General features: G+C 71.6%; 19 protein-coding genes. 12 read left to right on the top strand and 7 right to left on the bottom strand.

Features of this window, described 5'->3' with window-relative positions:
* Positions 1 to 152: 152 nt before the first annotated feature.
* Both ACZ5L9_RS07220 and ACZ5L9_RS07215 read right to left on the bottom strand, forming a co-directional pair.
* Positions 153 to 530 (bottom strand): Crp/Fnr family transcriptional regulator, encoded by a 378-nt coding sequence (locus ACZ5L9_RS07220; RefSeq protein WP_464535596.1) that lies wholly within the window; start codon positions 528 to 530, stop codon positions 153 to 155.
* A 73-nt stretch (positions 531 to 603) separates the two neighbouring features.
* Positions 604 to 1200, bottom strand: a complete 597-nt coding sequence (locus ACZ5L9_RS07215; RefSeq protein WP_464535594.1) for a TMEM165/GDT1 family protein — start codon at positions 1198 to 1200, stop codon at positions 604 to 606.
* Positions 1201 to 1272: 72 nt separating this feature from the next.
* Between ACZ5L9_RS07215 and ACZ5L9_RS07210 the strand changes: the two genes are divergently transcribed.
* Positions 1273 to 2067, top strand: a complete 795-nt coding sequence (locus ACZ5L9_RS07210) for a VOC family protein (protein ID WP_464535592.1) — start codon at positions 1273 to 1275, stop codon at positions 2065 to 2067.
* Positions 2068 to 2101: 34 nt separating this feature from the next.
* Here the strand turns inward: ACZ5L9_RS07210 and ACZ5L9_RS07205 are convergent, their stop codons facing one another.
* On the bottom strand, positions 2102 to 2956 hold the full coding sequence (locus ACZ5L9_RS07205; RefSeq protein WP_464535590.1) for a prephenate dehydratase: 855 nt from the start codon (positions 2954 to 2956) through the stop codon (positions 2102 to 2104).
* 36 nt (positions 2957 to 2992) lie between these two features.
* On the opposite strand from ACZ5L9_RS07205, the gene ACZ5L9_RS07200 reads away from it, so the two are divergent.
* Complete coding sequence (locus tag ACZ5L9_RS07200) at positions 2993 to 3379, top strand: DUF4446 family protein (protein WP_464535588.1); 387 nt, start codon at positions 2993 to 2995, stop codon at positions 3377 to 3379.
* An 87-nt stretch (positions 3380 to 3466) separates the two neighbouring features.
* Here ACZ5L9_RS07200 and ACZ5L9_RS07195 read toward each other — a convergent pair whose 3' ends face one another.
* Positions 3467 to 5035, bottom strand: coding sequence for a bifunctional phosphatase PAP2/diacylglycerol kinase family protein (locus tag ACZ5L9_RS07195; RefSeq protein WP_464535586.1), 1569 nt, complete (start codon positions 5033 to 5035; stop codon positions 3467 to 3469).
* A gap of 40 nt (positions 5036 to 5075) precedes the next feature.
* Between ACZ5L9_RS07195 and serS the strand changes: the two genes are divergently transcribed.
* From serS to ACZ5L9_RS07180, 3 genes are read left to right on the top strand one after another with little or no spacing between them, the layout of a single operon-like run.
* The gene (gene serS / locus ACZ5L9_RS07190; protein WP_464535584.1) at positions 5076 to 6365 is read left to right on the top strand and encodes a serine--tRNA ligase; all 1290 of its coding nucleotides are present in this window, start codon (positions 5076 to 5078) and stop codon (positions 6363 to 6365) included.
* Between the two features lie 12 nt (positions 6366 to 6377).
* A complete protein-coding gene (locus tag ACZ5L9_RS07185) occupies positions 6378 to 7226 on the top strand; it encodes an HAD family hydrolase (RefSeq protein ID WP_464535582.1) in 849 nt (282 codons plus the stop codon).
* A gap of 4 nt (positions 7227 to 7230) precedes the next feature.
* Positions 7231 to 7719 (top strand): GNAT family N-acetyltransferase, encoded by a 489-nt coding sequence (locus tag ACZ5L9_RS07180; RefSeq protein ID WP_464535580.1) that lies wholly within the window; start codon positions 7231 to 7233, stop codon positions 7717 to 7719.
* Between the two features lie 317 nt (positions 7720 to 8036).
* Here the strand turns inward: ACZ5L9_RS07180 and ACZ5L9_RS07175 are convergent, their stop codons facing one another.
* Complete coding sequence (locus tag ACZ5L9_RS07175; protein ID WP_464535578.1) at positions 8037 to 9023, bottom strand: GGDEF domain-containing protein; 987 nt, start codon at positions 9021 to 9023, stop codon at positions 8037 to 8039.
* A 19-nt stretch (positions 9024 to 9042) separates the two neighbouring features.
* On the opposite strand from ACZ5L9_RS07175, the gene ACZ5L9_RS07170 reads away from it, so the two are divergent.
* Together ACZ5L9_RS07170 and ACZ5L9_RS07165 are read left to right on the top strand one after the other, a co-directional pair.
* Complete coding sequence (locus ACZ5L9_RS07170; protein WP_464535575.1) at positions 9043 to 9840, top strand: HAD family hydrolase; 798 nt, start codon at positions 9043 to 9045, stop codon at positions 9838 to 9840.
* A 17-nt stretch (positions 9841 to 9857) separates the two neighbouring features.
* Positions 9858 to 10418 carry a hypothetical protein gene (locus ACZ5L9_RS07165; RefSeq protein WP_464535573.1) on the top strand — a complete coding sequence of 187 codons (561 nt, stop codon included), beginning with the start codon at positions 9858 to 9860 and terminating at the stop codon, positions 10416 to 10418.
* Positions 10419 to 10433: 15 nt separating this feature from the next.
* Here ACZ5L9_RS07165 and ACZ5L9_RS07160 read toward each other — a convergent pair whose 3' ends face one another.
* Positions 10434 to 11111: an SWIM zinc finger family protein gene (locus ACZ5L9_RS07160; RefSeq protein ID WP_464535571.1), complete on the bottom strand. Its 678-nt coding sequence runs from the start codon at positions 11109 to 11111 to the stop codon at positions 10434 to 10436.
* Positions 11108 to 13852 (bottom strand): DEAD/DEAH box helicase, encoded by a 2745-nt coding sequence (locus ACZ5L9_RS07155; protein ID WP_464535569.1) that lies wholly within the window; start codon positions 13850 to 13852, stop codon positions 11108 to 11110. The genes ACZ5L9_RS07160 and ACZ5L9_RS07155 overlap by 4 nt, the downstream gene beginning before the upstream one ends.
* A gap of 58 nt (positions 13853 to 13910) precedes the next feature.
* Here ACZ5L9_RS07155 and ACZ5L9_RS07150 point away from each other — a divergent pair, with 58 nt between their 5' ends.
* The 5 genes from ACZ5L9_RS07150 to ACZ5L9_RS07130 all read left to right on the top strand — a co-directional run bounded on the left by ACZ5L9_RS07150 (position 13911) and on the right by ACZ5L9_RS07130 (position 22220).
* Positions 13911 to 14396 carry a glutathione peroxidase gene (locus tag ACZ5L9_RS07150; RefSeq protein WP_464535567.1) on the top strand — a complete coding sequence of 162 codons (486 nt, stop codon included), beginning with the start codon at positions 13911 to 13913 and terminating at the stop codon, positions 14394 to 14396.
* Between the two features lie 33 nt (positions 14397 to 14429).
* The gene (locus tag ACZ5L9_RS07145) at positions 14430 to 16076 is read left to right on the top strand and encodes a S53 family peptidase (protein ID WP_464535565.1); all 1647 of its coding nucleotides are present in this window, start codon (positions 14430 to 14432) and stop codon (positions 16074 to 16076) included.
* A 130-nt stretch (positions 16077 to 16206) separates the two neighbouring features.
* The gene (locus tag ACZ5L9_RS07140; protein ID WP_464535563.1) at positions 16207 to 18210 is read left to right on the top strand and encodes an Ig-like domain-containing protein; all 2004 of its coding nucleotides are present in this window, start codon (positions 16207 to 16209) and stop codon (positions 18208 to 18210) included.
* Positions 18211 to 18401: 191 nt separating this feature from the next.
* Positions 18402 to 19994, top strand: a complete 1593-nt coding sequence (locus ACZ5L9_RS07135; protein ID WP_464535561.1) for a DHA2 family efflux MFS transporter permease subunit — start codon at positions 18402 to 18404, stop codon at positions 19992 to 19994.
* A 123-nt stretch (positions 19995 to 20117) separates the two neighbouring features.
* The gene (locus ACZ5L9_RS07130) at positions 20118 to 22220 is read left to right on the top strand and encodes a RecQ family ATP-dependent DNA helicase (RefSeq protein WP_464535559.1); all 2103 of its coding nucleotides are present in this window, start codon (positions 20118 to 20120) and stop codon (positions 22218 to 22220) included.
* Positions 22221 to 22297: the final 77 nt, after the last annotated feature.

Raw genomic sequence — 22297 nt, 5'->3', positions numbered from 1 at the left:
GAGCAGGCGCCACAGCTCGTTGGCGTGCTCGACCGAGAGCCCGGCCGCCTCGGCGACGGCGCCCTGGGTCAGGCTCGGAGCCTCACCGAGGATGTAGCCCTCGACGAGCTCGACCAGCTCCGCCTCCGCCTCCCGAGCGGCATCCGGATCGCTCAGGACCGACCGCCGAAGCGATCGGCGGCGACCTTCTCCAGGGCGTCGTGGAAGGCGGGCATCTCGACCTCCAGGCGCCGCAGCGCCTCCGGGGTGAGGTGGATCAGCTCGAGCGGCGTGAGCGCGATGATCGAGGCGTTGCGCAGCTTCTGGTTGAGGATCGCTGCCTCCCCGATGATGTCGCCGGGGCCGGCCTGCGCGATCTCCTCGCCGTCGCGTCGGACGCTCACGGTGCCGTCGAGGATGATGTACGCCTTGTCCGGCGGGGTGTCCTTCGAGATCGGCGCCCAGCCGGCGGGCAGGTTGACCACCGTGCCGGAGCCGCTGATCTTGGCGATCTGCGCCGGGGTGAACATGGAGAAGAAGGTGTCGCTCACGAATGGCCCCTTCGGGGTGGGAGAAACCGGTTTCAGCTGCTCCAACGATGCACCCGTCAGCGGGCTACGAGGCTCAGGCGATGACCTCGACCAGGGTGAAGATGCCGAGCACCAGGCAGATCGCGGCTCCGGCGAAGTGCAGCACGTGCAGCGAGATCCAGCGCAGCAGCTGCTTGCCGACGACGACGGCGAGGCCGCTGACCACGAGCAGGGCGCCGAGCGCACCGATGAAGATCGAGACCGGGTGGTGGTTCTTGGCGACCAGCGAGATGGTCAGCAGCTGCGACAGGTCGCCCCACTCGGCGGCGAAGAGCACCATGAAGGACGCGAAGATCTGACGCAGGCCGGCGGCGGGCTTGGCCTTCTCGGCGAACTCGTCACCGTCCTCGTCCGCGTTCTGGTGGCTGCGGCCCTCGCGGAAGAGGATCACCGCGCCGGCGAGGAACATCAGGCCGGCGATGGTGTGGACCAGGTCGGTCGGCAGCAGGGTGGCGACCCGTCCGACGGCGACGGCGATGATCGTCTGGACCGCGAAGGCGAGACCGACGCCGATCCATACGAAGAGCGGTCGGTACTTCGTGGCCAGGACGAGGGTCGCCAGGAAGGTCTTGTCGGGGAGCTCGACGACGAAGATCGAGACGAACGCGAGCGCGACCAGACCGATATCCACGTGCAAACCGTACGGGGTGTTCTTCACCGTGGCCCCATTGTCGCCGCGCGCGCAGGGGTGTGGACTGAGGCCATGCCCACCTTCGACTCCTACGCACAGGGAACGCCCTGCTACGTCGAGCTCATGACGCCCGATCAGGGCGCCGCCCAGGCCTTCTACCGCGACCTGTTCGGCTGGTCGATGGCCGAGATGCCGGTCGGCGAGAACGGTGAGACCTACGCGACCGCCTCGCTCGAGGAGGCCGTCGTCGCCGGCCTGGCCGGCCAGATGCCCGAGCTGGCCGGGCACCCCGCGTTCTGGGGCGTGTACCTGGCCGCGGGCGACGTCGACGCCGTGGCCGGAGCGGTCGAGGCCGCCGGCGGCACGGTCGAGGCCGGCCCGTTCGACGTGATGGAGCTGGGCCGGATGGCCTCGATCCAGGATCCGAGCGGCGCCCGCGTCAACCTGTGGCAGGCCAAGAGCGCCGTCGGCACCGAGCGGGCCAACGAGCCCGGCACGCCGATCTGGAACGAGCTGGTGTCACCGGACCTCGCGACGGCCACCGCGTTCTACGCGACGATCCTGGGCGTGACCTGGGAGGACTCCCCGATGCCGGAGGACTCCGGCATCCAGTCCTACAAGACGCTCAACGTCGAGGGCCGGGCCGTTGCCGGCGCGATGCCGCCCATGATGGAGGGCATCCCGCCGCACTGGAACGTCTACTTCAACGTCTCCGACGTCGCGGCGAGCATCGCGAAGGTGGAGTCGCTCGGCGGCCAGGTGCTTGCCCCGGCCTTCGACGTACCGGAGGTGGGGCGTCTCGCCGGGCTCACCGATCCCCAGGGCGGGGTCTTCTGGCTGATGGGTCCGTCGCCGGACGCCGCCTGACCGGGTGCGGCTGATCGGGCGCGGCTGATCGGGATCAGGCGCGCTGGGGGCTGGCCGGGTAGACCCCGAGGATCTTCACGTCCGTGGTGAAGAAGGCCAGCTCCTCGAGCGCGTGCTTGAGGCCGACGTCGTCGGGGTGGCCGTCGACCTCGGCGAGGAACTGGGTCGCGGTGAAGTGGCCGTCGACCATGTAGGACTCGAGCTTGGTCATGTTGACGCCGTTGGTGGCGAAGCCGCCGAGCGCCTTGTAGAGCGCGGCGGGGATGTTGCGCACGTTGAAGATGAAGCTCGTGACCACGGGGCCGTTGCCGGCGGGTGCCTGGATGAGGTCGCGGGAGAGCACCACGAAGCGGGTGGTGTTGTGGTCCTCGTCCTCGACGTCCTCGGCGAGCACGTTGAGGCCGTAGATCTCGGCGGCCATCGGCGGGCTGATCGCCGCCATCGAGGGGTCACCCGCCTCGGCGATCTCGCGGGCCGCACCGGCGGTGTCGCCCGAGATGACCGGCGTGAGGCCGTGCTCCCGGATGACCTTGCGGCACTGGCCGAGCGCGTGGACGTGACTGTGCACGGTCCGTACGTCCGCGAGGGAGACGCCCGGGAGCGCCATCAGGTGGAACCGGATCCGCAGGAAGTGCTCGGCGATGATGTGCAGGCTCGAGGACGGCAGGAAGTGGTGGATGTCGGCGACCCGGCCGGCGAGCGAGTTGTCGATCGGGATCATCGCCAGGTCGGCGGTCGGCTCGGCGCCGTCGATCCCCTCGACGGCGGCGAAGACGTCCTCGAAGGAGGCGCACGGCACCGACTCCAGCTCGGGGTACTCCCGCTGGCAGACCATGTGGGAGTTGGAACCGGGCTCGCCCTGATAGGCGATGCGTCGAGGCTGGGTCACAGCCTGAGTTTAGAGTCGGGCCTTGTGCTGGCTGCTGTGAGTCTCGTCGTCGCCCTCGCCGCCCTCGCTCTCGCGGGCCTGCTGTGGAAGGAGCGGCACGACACGCGCGTGCGGCTGACCTCGACTGCGACACCGCTCCCCGAGGACGTGCTCGGTCTGCGCCAGGAGGTCGCCGCGCTGCGCCTGGAGAGCGCGCAGGCGCTGCGACACCTCGCGATCGTGCGCTACGACGCCTTCGGCGACATGGGCGGCCACCTGTCCTGGTCGCTCGCGCTCGCGGACGACGCCGGCGACGGCGTCCTGCTCACCAGCATCCACGGGCGCAACGACGCACGCTCGTACGCCAAGACGATCGCCGCCTGGCGCTGCGACACCCAGCTGTCGCCGGAGGAGGAGCAGGCGCTCGGCCAGCTGCGGAAGTGACCGCCCCCGGGGTCGCCGAGCTTGTCGAGGCGCCTCGACAGGGTCGCCGAGCTTGTCGAGGCGCCTCGACGGGCTCGGCGACCGTAGTCAGCGGGGGACGCGGACCAGCAGCCGGGCGTGGAGGCACGTCATCCGCAGCTCGCGGCCCTCGCCGACGGTGTCGCCGTCGAGCTGGCGCGGGGTGTCGCGGTCGGCGCGTACGACGATCTCCTGCCCGCGCATCCGGTTGACCAGGTCGTCGGTCTCGGGGCGCTTGGTGAGCACCCGGAAGGCGAGCGGCAGCCACGACCAGAACCGCTGGGGGTAGAGCAGCACCACGTCGAGCAGGCCGTCGTCGATCTGCGCGTCCGGGATGAGCGGCATGCCGGCGGTCAGGGTGCCGACGTTGCCGACCACGATGGTCCGGGCCCGGTGCTTGGTGAACTCCCCGCCGTCGACCGAGATCGCGACCTTGACCGCCGGGAACATCAGCGCCTTGAGAGCGGACAGGACGTACGCGATCCAGCCGACCCGCTTCTTCAGGTCCTCGTTGACGCCGTCCATGATCGCCGCGTCGAAGCCCATCCCGGCCATCACCAGGAAGTGGGTGTCCTCCATCCCGTCCCCGGAGACCTCGACCAGGTCCACGGCGCGGTCCTGACCGGTCAGGGCGACGTCGATGGCGGCGCGCAGGTAGAGCGGGATCGCCAGGTTGCGGGCGAGCAGGTTGCCCGTGCCGGCCGGGATGATGCCGACCGGGATACCGGTGCCGGCGAGCTCGGCGCAGACCTCGCGGACCGTGCCGTCGCCGCCGCAGACCATCACCAGGTCCGCGCCCGCGACCGAGGCCGCGGCCGCCATGCCCGTACCGGAGTCGTCGACCTCGGTCATGTGCCAGACCGGCTCGTTCCAGCCCGCCTCGACCGCCATCGTGGTCACGATCGCCTGGAACTGGCCGACCGACTCGACCTTGATCGGGTTGAGCACGACGTGCAGCTTGCGGCCCGTCGGGACCGTCTGCACCAGCGGGACGAAGTGGATCGCGTGCGAGACCGGCACCGGGGAGTAGAGCGCGAAGCCGACGAGCACCAGGCCGGCCCCGAACAGCGGGCCGCCGAGGACGTCGGTGACGTGGTGGCGACCCAACAGCAGCCGGTCCAGCGCGATCACCCCGGTCGCCACGACGCACGCGGTGATCGCGAGCCGGCGCAGCGGCGCCTTGCGGATGAAGACGACCGCCAGCACGATCAGGACGCCGAAGAACGAGGCGGCGTGCAGGGCGTGGCCGCTGGGGTAGGAGAGCCCGACGTACGGGTGCGCGCCGACCTGCCACTCCGGCCGCGGCCGGTCGACGAGGTGCTTCATCCCCTGGTTGACCAGCAGCGATGCGATGTTGACGCCGAGCGCCCAGCCGGCGGCCCGCCGGTAGCCCTTCACCCACAGCGCGATCGCCAGGACGAGGTTGTAGACCACGAACGGCCAGAACTCGAAGGCCTGCTCGATCCCGCGCGCGAGGTGGTAGAGCCAGCCGCTGTCCACGACCAGGGGCTTGCCGACGGCACGGTCGAAGCCGTCCGTCGCCCCGGCGGCAACCAGGATCGCCAGCACCACGCCGAGGGCCAGGCAGACCAGCCCGGCGGTGAGGACTTTGGTGACGTGGAGACGGCGGTCGAGCACGGGCGACAGGATACGGCCGACGGCCGTTAGGCTTCGTCTCGTGATCGACCCGCGCATCCTCCGTGACGAACCCGACCGAGTCCGCGCCTCGCAGCGCAAGCGTGGCGCGAGCGAGTCCGTCGTCGATGACGCGCTGGCCGCCGACCAGGCCCGCCGGACGTCCATCCAGACCTTCGAGGACCTGCGTGCGGAGCAGAAGGTGCTCGGCAAGCAGGTCGCCCAGGCCAAGGGCCCCGACGCTGCTGCCGTGAAGGCTGAGCTTCTTGCCCGTACGAAGGCGGTCGCGGCTCAGGTGAAGGAGGCCGAGGCCGCGCAGCGCGAGGCCGAGGAGGCCTGGAACGCCGCCCTGAAGCGGATCGCCAACCTGACCGCCGAGGAGACCCCGGCCGGCGGGGAGGACGACTTCGTCGTCCTCGAGACCGTCGGCACCCCCCGCGACTTCGTGGCCGAGGGCTTCGAGCCCCGCGACCACGTCGAGCTCGGCAAGCTGCTCGGCGCGATCGACCTCGAGCGCGGCGCCAAGGTCGCCGGCTCGCGCTTCTACTTCCTCACCGGCGTCGGCGCCGAGCTGGAGTTCGCCCTGATCAACCTCGCGATGGAGCAGGCCCGTGAGGCCGGCTTCATCCCCGTGATCGCCCCCGCGCTCGCCCGCCCCGAGGCGATGGCCGGTACGGGCTTCCTCGACCAGGTCGAGGACGGCGTCTACAAGATCGAGGGCGACGACCTCTACCTCGTCGGCACCTCGGAGGTGCCGCTCGCCGCGTACCACTCCGACGAGATCCTCGACGCCTCGATCCTCCCGCGCCGCTACGCCGGCTACTCGTCCTGCTTCCGCAAGGAGGCCGGCTCGGCGGGCAAGGACACGCTCGGCATCATCCGGGTCCACCAGTTCGAGAAGGTGGAGATGTTCGTCTACACCTCGCTGGAGGACGCCGCCGCCGAGCACCAGCGCCTGCTGCAGTGGGAGAAGGACTTCCTCGACAAGCTCGAGCTGGCCTACCAGGTGATCGACGTCGCCGCCGGCGACCTCGGCCCCTCGGCGATCCGGAAGTTCGACTGCGAGGCCTGGATCCCGACCCAGGGCAAGTACCGCGAGCTCACCTCCGCCTCGAACTGCACCGACTTCCAGGCCCGCCGGCTCAACATCCGCCAGCGCGGCGCCGAGGGCGAGGCCAACCGCCCGGTCGCGACCCTCAACGGGACGCTGACCGCGATCACCCGCGCCATCGTCGCGGTGCTCGAGACCCACCAGCAGGCCGACGGCTCGGTGCGCGTCCCGAAGGCGCTGCAGAAGTGGCTCGGTCGCGAGGTCCTCACCCCCATCGCCTGATAGACACAGCGCATGGCCCCCAACGCTCAGCGCACGCCCGACACCGGGTGGATGCCGAAGGTGATCGCGCTCGACATCGACGGCACCCTCCTCCGATGGACCGAGGGCACGGGCGCGTCCTCCGAGGAGATGTCGCCGGCGGTCATCGAGGCGGTGGGCCGCGCGTACGACGCCGGCGCGCACATCGTCCTGGCCTCCGGGCGCAGCCCGCACGGCATGACCAAGATCGCCGACATGCTCGGTCTGCCGCGCGAGGGTGACGAGCGGCTGTGGATCGTCGCCTCCAACGGCGCGGTGATCCTGCGCTATCCGCCGATGGACGTCGTCCACGAGGAGCTCTTCGACGCCGGTCCCGCGGTGCGCGCGATCATGGCCGAGCAGCCCTCCGCGCTGGTCGCGGTCGAGGAGCGCGGCGTCGGCTACAAGCTCAACGACCACTTCCCGCCCGGTGAGCTCACCGGCACCATGACGCTCGCCGCCGTGGAGGACCTGATCCGCGAGCCGGTCTCGCGTGTCATCATCCGCAACCCCGCGGCGAGCGCCGAGGAGTTCCTGGCGATGGGCCGCCGGCTGGGCCTGCAGGGCATCTCGTACGTCGTCGGGTGGACCGCCTGGCTCGACCTGACCCCGATCGGCGTCTCGAAGGCGTCCGGGCTCTCGCACGTGGTGACCCAGCTCGGCCTGGAGCCCTCGGACTGCCTCGCGATCGGCGACGGGCGCAACGACCTGGAGATGTTCGACTGGGTCGGGCGCTCGGTCGCCATGGGTCAGGCCATCCCCGAGGTGCTGGAGGCGGCCGACGCGGTCACGCTCTCGGTCGACGAGGACGGCGCGGCCGCAGAGATCGCCCGGTGGTACTGAACACGTGGCACTGAGCACGACACCGATCCGCACCGAGCGCCTGGTGCTTCCGCTGTGGACGGCGCCCGACGTGGCGGCGATCCGGCTGGGCCGGCGCACGCCCGGCGACGGGGCGCTCGGCGAGTGGCACCCGGAGTTCCCGCGCCGCGACGACCAGGACGCCGCCACGCTGTGGCGCGACGGCGACCCGTACGGGCCGCGCTCGGTCGTGCGCGGGGTGACGGTGCTCGGCTCGATCGGCTTCTTCGGTCCGCCCGACGAGGACGGCGAGCTCGAGGTCGGCTACGGCCTGGTGTCGGATGCCCGGGGCTGGGGGTTCGCGACCGAGGCGTTGCAGGGCCTGCTCGCGCAGGTCGGCCCGGAGCAGGCCGTACGGGCGTCGATCCGACCCGAGAACAAGAGCTCGCTGCGGGTGGCGGCGAAGTGCGGCTTCACCCAGCTGCGCGGCGCCACCCCAGACGGCGAGCTCGTGATGGTCCGCCCGGCCGGTTGAGGTCGGTCGTGGTCTCGATACGGCCTCGCCTAGCGGCTCGGCCTACTCGACCAGCGATGTCGGGGGTCGAGTAGCGAGCGCCAGCGATCTCGGAGGTCGAGTAGCGAGCGCCAGCGATCTCGGAGGTCGAGTACGAGTGCCGGCGATCTCGGAGGTCGAGTAGCGAGCGCCAGCGATCTCGGAGGTCGAGTAGCGAGCGCCAGCGATCTCGGAGGTCGAGTAGCGAGCGCCAGCGATCTCGGAGGTCGAGTAGCGAGCGCCAGCGAGCGTATCGAGACCCGTATCGAGACCCGTATCGTCGCCGACGCGGCCGGGAGTCAGCGGGCGACGCGGCGCCGGTCGGCGCCCGCCTTGGCGAGGTACATCCGCTCGTCCGCGACCGCTACCAGCTGGACCAGGCTGAGCTCCGAGGTGGGACCGACCTCGACGTAGCCGACGGCGGCCGAGACGCCGCGTTCCGCGAGGGCCTCCTCGACGCGCTCCTTGATCTCGGGGCCCGAGAGGCGTGAGCCGACCGTGAGCGCGCAGAACTCGTCGCCGCCCAGCCGGGCGACCAGGTTGCCCTCGCGCCGGCTCGACAGCTCCGCGAGCACCTCTCCCGCCGCCCTGATGTAGGCGTCGCCAGCCTCGTGGCCCTCCCTGTCGTTGACCCGCTTGAGGCCGTTGAGGTCGAGATAGAGCAGGACCGCGGGCGCGCCCGCCGTGTGCGCGGCGTCGAGCGAGGCCTGGGCGGAGAGGTCGAAGCCGCGTCGGTTGAGCAGGCCGGTGAGCGGGTCGGTGGTGGCGCGCGCCTCGGAGGCGGCGAGCTCGGTGAAGATCGCGACGTTCTCCATCGCGACCGACGTCGAGTCGGCCAGCGCCTGCAGGAGGCGGACCTCCTCGTCGGTCGGCTGGTGCTCCTCCGCCCAGTAGTTGCCGATCGCGCCGATCGGGTCCATCGAGCGGATCGGCACCATCGCCAGCGACTTCACGAACGTCGGGCGGTACGCCTCGTGCGGGATACGGTTGTCCTGATAGATGTCGCGGATCAGGGCCGGCTGCTTGTTGAGCATCGCCCAGCCGCTGATGCAGCGCTCCATCGGGAACCGAAGGCCGCTCCACAGCGGCTCGATCGCATCCTCGTCGACGTAGTAGCACTTTCCGTCGTCACGCAGGATGAAGGTCGCGCCGTCGGCGCCGGAGAGGTCTCGTGCGGCGTGCCGCACGATCTCGATCACGTCCTCCAGGGTGCGCGCGATCGAGAGCTCTTGGACCGCGACCAGGAGCCGGTCGACACCCTTCACGGGCAGGTTGCCGGAGATCATCACGCACAGGATAGACAGAATGGAGACCGTGATCCCGAAGCTCGTCGCCACCGACCTCGACGGAACGCTCGTCCGCAAGGACGGCACCGTCTCCCCGTACACCCGCTCGGTGCTGGCCGCGCTCGAGGAGCGCGGCGTGCCGGTGATCTTCGTGACGGGACGGCCGTTGCGCTGGACGATGCCGCTCTTCGAGCACGTCGGGTCGCACGGACTGGCGATCGTCTCCAACGGCGCGATGGTGTGGGACGTCGCCGCCCAGGTGTCCCGGATGTCGCAGGCGCTCGGCGCCACCGAGTCCGCCGAGGTGGTCTCGCTGCTGCGCGAGGCCCTGCCGGGATCGGTCTTCGGGGCGGAGCGTGAGTCGGGCTTCGCCATCGAGCCGGCCTTCCCGGACGCGCCGGGACGCGAGCAGATGCCCCGGGTCCCGCTCGAGGAGCTGGTCGGCTCCCCCATGCTGAAGCTGCTCGCGCTGCACCCCTCCTTCGACCCCGATGCGTACTGGAAGCAGGCCATCGCGGCGGTCGGCGAGCTGGCGACGGTCACCCACTCCTCGTCGTTCGCGCTGCTGGAGATCAGCGCGTACGGCGTCACCAAGGCCTCGACGCTGGCCTCCGTCGCCGGCTCGCTCGGGGTCGACGCCGAGGACGTCATCGCGTTCGGCGACATGCCCAACGACATCGCCATGCTGCAGTGGGCGGGGCGCTCCTTCGCGATGGCCGACGCCCATCCGGAGGCGCGCGAGGCCGCCGGGGACGTCGCGCCGTCGCACGAGGAGGATGGTGTCGCACGCGTGCTCGCCGAGGTGTTCTCGCTGTGATCTGGTTCGATGGGGGCATGCGTCGCCTGATCCCGAGCCTGCTCGCCGTGCTGCTGGGCGCCTTCGCGCTGCTCGCGGTCGGCTCCGCGGGCCCGGCGTCCGCGGCCCAGTGCGTGCAGCCCTCGGGGTCGGTCCCGGACGCCGTCGACATGGCCGATGCCGTCGTCACCGCGAAGGTGACCAAGCGGGTCGCGCCGAGTGGCCAGGGCGGCCACGTGCACTACCTCGCCCAGGTGACGGCCTCCTTCAAGGGCAGCGCGAGCGGCAGCGTCCCGGTCGTCCCCGAGGCGACCAGCTGCAACCTCTCCACGCTCACCGTCGGCACCACGTACATGCTCTTCCTGCACAAGCGCCAGCACGACTGGTTCGCGCCCGCGAACCTGCCCTCCTCGAGCAACGTCGCGATGCTGCAGCCGCAGGTCGAGGCGGCCGTCGCTCCGCCGGTCGTCACCTTCAGCGCACCGCTCGCCGGCGAGCCGGCCCCGCTGCGCCGCGTCGCGGCCCCCGGGGTCGCGCTGGTGATCATCGGGCTGCTCGGCCTGCTCTTCGTCCGCCGCTCGCCGCGCTCGCAGGCCTGAGAGCGGCCGGCGCCCTCAGTCGAGCTCGGCGTCCTCGAGCAGCTGGGCGGCACGGACGGCGGCCTCGAGCGCGAGATCGATCTCGTCGACGTGCCCCGCTTGATCGAGCACAGCCTCCCGTACGGGCTCGGGCGCCGCCGGCGTGCGCAGCGACTCGAGGTCCTCCCGGGGGACGCCGCGCAGGTGGAGCAGGACCAGCGGATCGTGGTCGAGCAGGTCGCTGACCTGCACCAGGACGCCGAGCGCGTGCTCGCAGATCCGGCCGGTGCGACTCATCCGCTGCCAGTGCGGGCAGGTGCAGGTGGCGACCAGCTCGCCGCTGTCCGGTACGAGGGCGACGCCCGCCTCCTCGGCGTGCTCGACCAGGTCATCGGAGAGCCGGCCGGCGAGGATCGCCGCGACCCGGCCGCTGGCCACCACGACGAAGGCAGCCCGCTCGTCGGCGTCCCAGACCGGCACGGTGACGGTGACCGTCCAGATGCCCGCCTCCTCGGCGACGCCGGCGGCGACCCGGCCGGCATCGACGACCAGCCCGCCGATCCGCCCCGAACGGGCCACGGCGCGCGCCTGGACGACCTGCTGCTCGTCGTCGGCGAGCTCCTCGACGGCGTTCCAGAAGCCGCGGCCCCACCAGCTCTTGAGCTTGCGGAGCACCCGCTTGTGCGGCTCGGCCGGGTAGATCAGGGAGCTCATCGCAGGCTCACCAGGTCGCGCAGCTCCGTGTCGGTCAGCTCGGTCAGGGCCGCCTCGCCCTGGCCCAGGACCGCGTCGGCCAGGGCCCGCTTGCGGGTGAGCAGCTCGGCGACCTTCTCCTCGACCGTGCCCCGGGTGACCAGGCGGTGCACCTGGACGGGCTTGGTCTGCCCGATCCGGTAGGCGCGGTCGGTGGCCTGGTCCTCGACCGCGGGGTTCCACCAGCGGTCGACGTGGACGACGTGGTCGGCGCGGGTGAGGTTGAGCCCGACGCCACCGGCCTGCAGCGACAGCAGGAAGACCGGCACGCCGCCCGCCTCCGGACCCGCCTGGAAGCGGGCGACCATCCGCTCGCGCTCGCGTACGGGCGTACCGCCGTGCAGGAACTGATGGCTCACCCCGGTCGCCGTCCAGTGCGCCTCCAGGAGGCGGGCCATCGCGACGTACTGGGTGAAGACCAGGACGGCACCGTCCTCGGCGATCACCGTCTCCAGCACCTCGTCGAGCAGGTCGATCTTCTGGCTGCGCCCCGCGATCTTGCCGCTCTGCTGCTTGAGGAACTGGGCGGGGTGGTTGCAGATCTGCTTGAGCCCGGTCAGCAGCATCAGCACCAGGCCCCGGCGCATGATCGGGTCGGCGCGCTCGATCCGCTCCATCGTGTCGCGCACGTACGCCTCGTAGAGGACGGTCTGCTCGCGGGTCAGGGCGAGGATGTGGTCGGTCTCGGTCTTGGGCGGCAGCTCGGGTGCGATCCCCGGGTCGGCCTTGCGGCGGCGCAGCAGGAACGGGGCGATCAGCGCCGCGAAGCGGGCCGTCATCGCCGGGTCGACATTCGCCTCGATCTGGCTGGCCCACGCCCGGCGGAAGGCGAGCCGGCTGCCCAACAGGCCCGGGACGCACCAGTCGAGGATCGCCCAGAGCTCGGTCAGGTTGTTCTCGACCGGGGTGCCGGTCAGTGCCACCCGCGCGGTCGAGCCGATGGTACGGATCGCCTTCGCTGTCGCGGAGGCGGCGTTCTTGAGGTGCTGGGCCTCGTCGGCGACGACGAGGTCCCACGGCACCGTGGCGAGCGTCGCGGCGTCGCGGCGCATGGTCCCGTACGTGGTGAGCACGAACCCGGCGCCCCGGTGGTCGAGGCTGTCGAGACCCGCCAGGTCACGCTCGGCACCGTGGAACCGACGCACGGGGGTCCCCGGCGCGAACCGGGCGATCTCGGCCTCCCAGTTGCCGAGGAGGCTGGCCGGACAGACGACGAGCGTCGGCCCCGCGGTCGTCGAGCTCGTCGAGACGCGGTGCAGGTGCAGCGCGATCAGGGTGATGGTCTTGCCGAGCCCCATGTCGTCGGCCAGACAGCCGCCGAGCCCGAGATCGGTGAGCGCGGCCAGCCAGGTCAGGCCGCGGCGCTGGTAGTCACGCAGCGATGCCTGCAGCGCGGGCGGCACCTCGATCAACGGCGCGTCCACCACGCCCTCCACCCGGTCGCGCAGCCGCCCGATGGAGGCACCGACGATGACGTCCTCGCCCGGCGCGTCCTCCTCGATCCGCGCCGCGACCGCCTCGGGCAGCAGGCCGGTCAGCGCGGTGGCCAGCGCTTCGGTCCCGGTGACCTTCTTGAGCAGCCGCTTGCGCGCCTTCCTCGTCACGCTGGGGTGGACGACGGTCCAGGCGCCGCGCAGCTTGAGCACCGGCGCGGCGGCCGCGGCGAGCTCCTCCATCTCGTCCTCGGTGAGCTCCGAGCCGTCGAGCGCGACCCGCCATTGGAAGGCGCACATCAGCTCGGCCCCGAAGGGGCTGTCCTGCATGAGGTCCTCGTGCGGTGCCCCGGTGGACCGGTCCACGACGACCCGCGCGGTCAGCTCCGCGGAGAGCGAGCGCGGCCACAGGACGTCGATGCCGTGCTCGCGCAGCGCCGCGACCCCGTCCTCGAGCAGGCCGGCGAGCTCGTCGCCGTCGAGGGTGATCTCGTCGGGCACCGGCAGGTCGACCAGGCGCCAGAGCACCGGCCACGCCTCGGCCGCGGTCCGCAGCGCGACGTTCGCGTGCGTGCGCGCCCGGTCGCCGAAGCCGTGCTCCTCCCAGGTCTCCCGCCACAGCCGGGCCGCGTCCACCACGTGCAGTGGATCGGCCAGGTCGTGCGCCTGGGGAACCAGCCGGATCGAGCCGCCGACCAGCTCCTCCTCGTCGGCTTCGACCCGCAGCGAGATGCTCACCCGCTGCGGCAGCTTCGCGCCGGCCGGTGCGGTCACGTGCCGGGCGAGGCGGGCCTTGAGCCGCTCCTGGAACGGGGTCTCCAGCGCGACAGCGGGCTTGGTGACGACAGCGCGCGCCCGCCGGGCGACCGGAGCGCCGCGCGGCATCGCGTCGGCGACCGCGTCGAGCACGCCGCGCACGATCGCCTCGGCAGCGTCGGCGTCCACCTCGTCGTACGCCCGCGAGCGGGCCAGCATCGCCACCCGGTCCTCGTCGTCACCCTCGACCACCGCGCGCCAGCCCGGGATCTCGCCGTCGCCCGGCTCGATCCGGCCCGCCGCGACCAGTCGCAGCCCGAGCACCACCGCACCGACGAGGAGCGCCACCGAGGGATGCAGGTCCTCGCGGCGGTGGGCCTTGCTGAGCACCGGGATCGCCGCCGTGATCGGCAGCGCGACAGTGGCTCGCCCACCGAGCTCGACCACGCTCTCCCGCGCCGGCGTCGCCGGTCGGAAGACCGCGGCGTCGGTGAGGGAGTAGAGCGAGCTCATGCCGAGAACTTAACGCCAGGCCCCGACACTCTCAGGATTGGTGATTACCCTGCCGGTTGTGAGCATCCTTGACGCCCCGATCGCCCGCCTCGACGGCACCGCCTCGACGCTGGGCGAGCTGACCGGCGGCCGCCCCGCCCTGCTGGTCAATGTCGCCTCGAAGTGCGGTCTGACGCCGCAGTACGCCGGCCTCGAGCGGATCGCCGAGTCCCAGCCCGGGCTCGCCGTCGTCGGCTTCCCGTGCAACCAGTTCATGGGCCAGGAGCCCGGTACGGCCGACGAGATCGCGGAGTTCTGCTCCGCGACCTACGGCGTGACCTTCCCGCTCAGCGAGAAGATCGAGGTCAACGGCGAGGGCCGTCACCCGATCTACGCCGAGCTCACCCAGGCCCCGGAGGCCGAGAGTGGCGAGTCCGGCGACATCACCTGGAACTTCGAGAAGTTCCTCGTCTCCGCCGACGGCACGGTGGTGCAGCGGTTCGGTCCGCGCACCGAGCCCGAGGACCCGCGGGTCCTCGAGGCGATCAGCGCCCTGCTCGGCTGACGCCAGACCGCACCCCCGGAGGACGACCCCACCATGCGCACCGCATCTCGTACGCACGTCCTCTGGGTCGGCGCGCTCGCGCTCGGTGTGGCGCTGCTGGCGCCTGCGCCGGTGCTCGCCGCCGACAACAGCAGCGACGCCGACGCCACGCCGGTGACGTGCGCGGACCTCGATGTCGCGCCGGGTGAGGTGCGCTGCTTCAGCACGCTCGATCCCGAGGCGAGCGCCGCCGACGACACCAGTACGACGACGGCGCCCGCCGGGCTCTCCCCGCAGGACATCGCCTCGATCTACCAGCTGCCCACCATCCCGGCCACCGTCGCCACCGGGACCGGGCCGACGGTGGCCGTGGTCGACGCGGGCGGCACGCCGACCCTCGAGGCCGACCTGGCCGCCTACCGCGAGCAGTTCGGCCTGGGCGCGTGCACGGTGGCGAGCGGCTGTCTCACCATCGTCAACCAGCGCGGCAGCAGCGCCAGCCTGCCGGACGTCATCGACGGCTGGGACTTCGAGACGGCGCTCGACGCCGAGGCCGTCTCGGCGGCCTGCCCCACCTGCAAGATCGTGGTGGTCCAGGCCGACAGCACAGAATCCGACGACATGGATGCCGCGACCGCGATCGCCGCGGGCAACGCGTCGTACGTCTCGATGTCCTTCGGCTCCCCCGACGCGGGATTCACGGATGACGACGTGGAGACGCCTGAAGGGATCTTCGCCGATCACCCGGAGGTCACGTTCGTCGCTTCGGCCGGTGACTTCGGATATGCGACCAACGACCCCGACGACGACGTGGTCTGTGGAGGCAACGTCCGGATCAGCCGAAGGGTCGTAAGCAGGAACTGCGTCGAATACCCGGCGAGCTCCCCTCACGTCGTCGCCGCTGGCGGCACGGTCGCTTCGTGGTCGACCGCGACCGGGTCCTGGACACAGTCGACCTGGCACCCGACCGAGAGCACGGACCCGAACGGCGGCGGAGCCTCCTCCGGGTGCTCCTACGTCTCGGACATGCCCAGCGCACAGAAACTGAATGTGCACGCGGTCGCGGCCTGCGGCACCGCGCGCGCCAGCACCGACATCTCGGCGATCGCCGACGACTTCGCGGTCTACCACGCGGATCCCAGCCAGAACTGGTGGGTGATGGGCGGGACCTCGCTCTCCGCGCCGCTGATCGCCGCGATGTACGCCCAGGCCGGCAACCACACCAAGCCGTTCGACATCTATGCACGAGCGGCCGCGCAGCCGGCGGCCTTCGCCGACGTGACCAGCGGCGCCACCCGCGGCTGTACCAGCGCCAGCGACACGCTGCACCTGTGCAGCGCGGGCACCGGCTGGGACGGCCCGACCGGCCTCGGCACCCCTCTCGGGCTGGCCAGCCTGAAGCCGTACGTGCCGCGCATGAGCACCACCACGAAGGTCCCCGCGATCACCCACGCAGGGACGCTCGCGGTGCGCGGGAAGGCGCGGACCCGGCGCACGCTGAGGGCGGCGTACGGGACCTTCTCACCGAGCGCGAGGGTGACCGTGACGTGGCTCGTGAACGGGAAGCCGGTGGCATCGGGCACGAGGCTGCGGGTGAAGCGCGGGTGGCGCCACCACCGGATCCGGTACGTCGTCACGGCCACCGCGAGCGGCCACACGCCGCTGTCGCTGACCTCGCCGGTGGTCCGGATCAAGCGCTGATCGACCCGGGTAGTCGCTCGACGATCGGGTACGGGAGACGAGTAAAGAAACCGCGATGCATGCCATGGGGGCATTCACGGTCTCCTGCTCGCACGCGGGTCCGTCAACCCTTCTCGGAGGTAGACACCCGATGCACTCCTCTTCTTCACGCTCGCTGCGCGCCCTGATCTCGGTCTCGGCGCTCGCCATCACCTCGGCCGGACCGCTGGTCGCCGCGGCCGCGCACGCCGACACGCCACCGGCGCACGCCCGACCGCGTGCCGGGGCCGATCGCGACCACGACGGAATGCCCAACCGCTGGGAGCGTCGGCACGGGCTCAACCCGAACCGTGCCAACGGGCGGGCCGACAGTGACCACGACGGCCTGAGCAACCGCCGGGAGTTCCGGCTGGGGCTCAACCCCAAGGTCGGCGACTCCGATCACGACGGGCTCAAGGACGGTCGCGAGGTACGGCTGGGCACCGACCCGAAGGCCGCCGACTCCGATCACGACGGGCTCAAGGACGGCCTCGAGGTGAGGCTCAAGACCAACCCTCGGTCGGCGGACAGCGATCACGACGGCCTGAAGGACGGCGACGAGGTCCACAAGTACAAGACCGACCCGACGAAGGGTGACACGGACGGCGACGGCACGCCGGACGGCGCCGAGGTCACCGCCGGCACCGATCCGACGGCACCGACGACCCAGACGCCGCCCACCCAGACCCCGCCCACCCAGACCCCGCCGCCCGACACCGGGGGCGGCACCGGCACCTCCGTCGCGACCCCGGTCATCACGGGTCCGAGCGACGGGGCCGCGACCCGCGCCCGGCCCACCATCAGCGGCACCGGCGTGAGCGGCGACTCGGTCACCGTCACCGTCACGCCCACGGAACCGTCGCCCACCGCGAGCGCCAGCGCCACCGAGAGCGCCGGGTCCGGGACGGGTGGCGGCACCGGCGGGACCGTCGAGAACCCGCTGGCCGCCGGATCCGCGCCGACGAACGCACCGACGACGCTCGGCCCGGTCACCGTCGTGGACGGCAGCTGGAGCGTCACGCCGACGACCGACCTGCCGGAGGGCGGCTACACGGTCACGGCCGTCCAGTCCGACGCCAGCAACAACCAGAGCGCCGCGTCCGCGCCCGTGACCTTCACCGTCGACGCCACCACGCCGGAGGCGCCCGCGATCACCTCGCCGGAGAGCGACACCAGCGCCAAGGACAACACTCCGACGGTCACCGGCACCGGCGAGGACGGCGCGACCGTCACGCTCACCGCGACGCCGGTCAGCACGGACGGCGGCAGCACCATCCCGGGCGACACCATCCCGGGCGGGGACTCCGGAGCCGGCGTCGCCACCACGTCGACGGACGGCGGCGCCATCACGCTCGGCACGGACACCGTCGAGGACGGTACGTGGAGCATCACGCCCGACGAGACGCACGCCCTGACCGACGGCGCGTACACCCTCACCGCCACCCAGACCGACCCCGCCGGCAACGCCAGCGAGGCCTCGGACCCGGTGACCCTCACCATCGACGCGACCGTGCCCGACGCACCCGTGATCACGCCGCCCCAGGACCCGACGTCCACGGACAGCACCCCCACCGTGACCGGCACCGGGGAGAAGGGTGCGAAGGTCACCCTCCTCGCGACACCGGTCAGCACGGGCGGTGACGCCGGCGCGGGCCGTGACACCGACGCCATCGAGCTGGGCACGGACGAGGTCGGCCAGAGCGGCGGGTGGAGCATCACGGTCGACGAGGCGAGCGCCCTGGCGAACGGGGAGTACACCCTCACCGCCACCCAGACCGACGTCGCCGGCAACACCAGCGACGCCTCCGACCCGGTCCCGCTCACCATCGACGCCGTCGCGACGCCGACCGTCGATCAGCCGACCGGCGCGTACGTCGACGTCCACCCCACCTTCAGCGGCGCAGGTGAGGAGGGCGCCACGATCACCCTGATCGTCGACGGCCAGTCCGCCAGCCCGACGGCCGTGGTCCAGAACGGAGGCACGTGGACGATCACCCTCGACCACTCCCTCGCCGTCGGTCCGCACACCGTCACCGCGACCCAGACCGTCGACGGCGAGAGCACCGGCGACGCCAGTGCGACGGTGCCGTTCCTCGTCACCAGCGCACCGGAGTGACGGTCGATCGCTCCCACCCCGCCGGCCCGGCGGACGCTCGCGTCCGCCGGGCCGGCCCTCGGCGGTCGAGCCTGTCGAGACCCTCTGCGGACTCGGTGTCGACGGACCCGACCGTTCTCTGTGAGCGCTGTCACCGGTGGTTGATGTTTAACGAATCGAAGACTGTCGGTCCTCGCACCTAGGCTCTTCCGGTGACCACAGATCTTGCCCCGGAGGCCCCGTCGGGCGCCTCGGAGAAGCTCGACGCGCGCGTCTTCATCATCGCGGGTGTCGTCGTCCTCGGATCGATCATGTCGATCCTGGACATCACCGTCGTCGGCGTCGCGCTGCGGACCTTCCAGCAGGAGTTCGACGCCACCACCGCGCAGGTCGCGTGGACGATGACGGGCTACACGCTGGCGCTGGCGGCGGTGATCCCGCTGACCGGCTGGGCGGCCGACCGCTTCGGCACCAAGCGGCTCTACATGCTGGCGATCCTGCTCTTCGTCCTCGGCTCGGTGCTGTGCTCGACGGCGAGCTCGCTCGAGCTGCTGGTGACCTATCGGGTCCTTCAGGGTCTCGGCGGCGGCATGCTGATGCCGCTCGGCATGACCATCCTGACCCGCGCCGCGGGCCAGGAGCGCGTCGGCCGCGTGATGGCCGTCCTCGGCATCCCGATGCTGCTCGGCCCGATCTTCGGCCCGATCCTCGGCGGCTGGCTGATCGACATCGCCTCGTGGCACTGGATCTTCCTGATCAATCTGCCGATCGGCATCGCCGCGCTGACGTACGCCTGGTTCGCGCTGCCCCGCGACGACGTCTCCCCCTCGGAGCGCTTCGACTTCGTCGGCATGCTGCTGCTCTCGCCGGGCCTGGCCTCGCTGCTCTACGGCATCTCCTCGATCCCGGCCGCCAAGGAGGAGCACGGCACGATCTGGACCGCACAGGTGGTCGCGACCACGCTCGTCGGCATCGTCCTGGTCGCCGCGTTCGTCCCGTGGGCGCTGCGCAAGAAGAACATCCACCCGCTGGTCGAGCTGCGCCTCTTCAAGGACAGCCACATGACGATCGCCGTCATCACGATGGCGCTCTTCGCGATGGCGTTCTTCGGCGCCTCGCTGCTGTTCACGCTGTACTTCCAGGAGGTGCGCGGCTACTCCCCGGTCAAGTCCGGCTGGGCGATCGCGCCGCAGGGCTTCGGCGCGATGATCACCATGCCGATCGCCGGCGTGCTGGCCGACAAGATGGGTCCGGGCAAGGTCGTCCTCACGGGTCTGGTCCTCGACACGGTCGGCATGGGCATGCTCGCCTTCACCTCGGCCGACTCCTCGTACTGGGTCTTCCTCGTCGCCTTCGTGGTGATGGGCTTCGGCATGGGCGCGACCATGATGCCGGTCTTCTCTGCGGCCCTCGCCACCCTGAGCGACCAGAACATCGCTCGCGGCTCCACGCTGATGAACATCACCCAGCAGGTCGCCGCCTCGGCCGGCACCGCCCTGTTCTCGGTGCTGCTCACCGCCGCGTTCAACCGCAGCGACGCCATCACCGACGCCAGCAAGGTGACGGCCGCCGCCGGCGGGAGCCAGGACCCCAACATCCTGGCCGCGGCGGCGCAGAAGGTCGGCATCGACCCGTCGAGCCTCGGCGACCTGTTCTCCCGGGCCAACCTCGACATGGGCGACGCCTTCGCCGGCGTCTACCTCGTCGCCGCGATCCTGGTCGGCTGCTGCCTCATCCCCGCGTTCTTCCTGCCCCGCAGCAAGGACGAGGAGCTCGGCACCACCAAGCCGGTCGTCATGCACTGACCCACCGCCGAATTTGCACGTAGGACCGTCGAGTTTGCACCTGTAGGTGCAAACTCGGCGGTCCTTCCTGCTGATTCGGTGGCGCGTTGCTCGGCTGTCGTAGGCGGCTGATAGACAGGCGCCATGACTGCTGTTCGACTCGCCGCCGAAGGACACCTCAAGGCCCTGGTGGGCCGCGACGACGCGGTCCTGCGCGAGGACCAGTGGTCGGCGATCTCGGCGCTCGTCGAGGAGCGGCGCCGGGCGCTGGTGGTGCAGAAGACCGGCTGGGGCAAGTCGGCGGTCTACTTCGTGGCCACCCTGCTGCTGCGCTCGCAGGGTGCCGGCCCGACGGTGATCATCTCCCCGCTGCTCGCGCTGATGCGCAACCAGATCGAGGCCGCGGAGCGGGCCGGCATCCGAGCCGCGACGATCAACTCCACCAACATCGAGGACTGGTCAGCGATCGAGCAGGCCGTCCACGGGGGCGAGATCGATGTCCTCCTGGTCTCGCCCGAGCGGCTCAACAACCCCGGCTTCCGTGATGCGGTCCTGCCGCGGCTCGCGGCCACCTGCGGCCTGCTGGTGATCGACGAGGCGCACTGCATCTCCGACTGGGGCCACGACTTCCGGCCCGACTACCGGCGGATCCGCACCCTGCTGCACGAGCTGCCCGTCGGCATCCCGGTGCTGGCCACCACCGCGACCGCCAACGCACGCGTCACCAACGACGTGGCCGAGCAGCTCGCCACGCAGGATGCGGCCGATGCGCTCAGCGGAGTCCTGGTGCTGCGCGGCTCACTCGACCGCGAGTCGCTGCGACTCGGCGTGGTCCGGCTCCCGACGATCGAGCAGCGGCTCGCGTGGTTGGCGGACCACCTCAACGAGCAGCCCGGCTCCGGCATCGTCTACTGCCTGACCGTGGCGGCCACCCAGGAGGTCGCCGACTACCTGCGCTCGCGCGGCCACCATGTGGCCGCCTACTCCGGCCAGACCGAGACCACCGAGCGGCAGGCGCTCGAGGCCGACCTCGCCGCCGGCCGGATCAAGGCCCTGATCGCGACCAGCGCGCTCGGGATGGGCTTCGACGCGGCGCTCGGCTTCGTGGTCAATCTCGGCGCGCCCTCCTCCCCGGTGGCGTACTACCAGCAGGTCGGCCGTGCCGGTCGCGGCACGATCGCCGACGCCTCCGTGGTCCTGCTGCCGGGCGCCGAGGACCGCGACATCTGGGCCTACTTCGCCTCGCTGGCGTTCCCGCGCGAGGAGCTCGTACGGCGGACCTTGGAGGTGCTCGCCGAGGCGGGGCGCCCGATGTCGACGCCGACCCTGGAGTCCTACGTCGAGCTGGGCCGCTCCCGGCTCGAGACGATGCTCAAGGTGCTCGACGTCGACGGAGCTGTGCGCCGGGTCCAGGGCGGCTGGGAGTCGACCGGCCAGCCGTGGTCCTACGACGCCGAGCGGTACGCCCGGGTGGCCGAGGCGCGCGCCAGCGAGCAGCAGGCGATGCTCACCTACCTCACCACCGACGAGTGCCGGATGCGCTACCTGCGCGAGCAGCTCGACGACCCCGAGGCGGTCGACTGCGGCCGCTGCGACAACTGCGGCGGGCTGCAGCTCAACACCAGCGTCTCCGAGGCGGCGATCGAGGAGGCCGGCGCCCGGCTCGCGCGCCCCGGCGTGGTCCTCGAGCCGCGCAAGATGTGGCCGCAGGCGCTGCCCAACCTCGGCATCGACCTGCGCGGCAAGATCGCCGACGCGGCCGAGCCGGGCCGGGCGATCGCCCGGCTGACCGACCTCGGTCACGGGCAGGCGCTGCGCGAGCTCTTCCGGGTCTCGGACCCGGCGCCCGAGACCGTGCCGGTCAACCTGGCCCGCGCCGTCATCGAGATCCTCGGCGACTGGCGCCCGCCGGTCGACGCGATCGTGCTGGTCGAGTCGGCGACGCGCGGGGCGCTGGTGGCCGACCTGGCCAACGGCCTCTCCCGCTACCTGCAGCGGCCGATCGTCGGCACGTACGCGCTCGTCGACCCGTCGGTCCCGCCGGGTGCCGGTGCGGCCAACTCCGCCCAGCGGGTCGCGGCGGTCTCGCGCCGCTCGGCCCTGCACGCCGAGATCGCCCCCGGCGCCCAGGTGCTGCTGGTGGACGACCAGGTCGCCACGGGGTGGACCACGACGCTGGCCGCCCGCGCCCTGCGTCAGGCCGGGGCGGCGGCGGTCTTCCCGCTCACCCTGGCGACGACCACCTAGCCCGACTTTGCAGCTGCGACCGTCGAGTCTGCACTTGCGGCCCGGCCGCAGGTGCAGACTCGACGGTCATACGTGCA

It is taken from the genome of Nocardioides sp. JCM 18998, from assembly GCF_055391535.1.
This window is presented reverse-complemented; position numbering and strand designations above follow the sequence as displayed.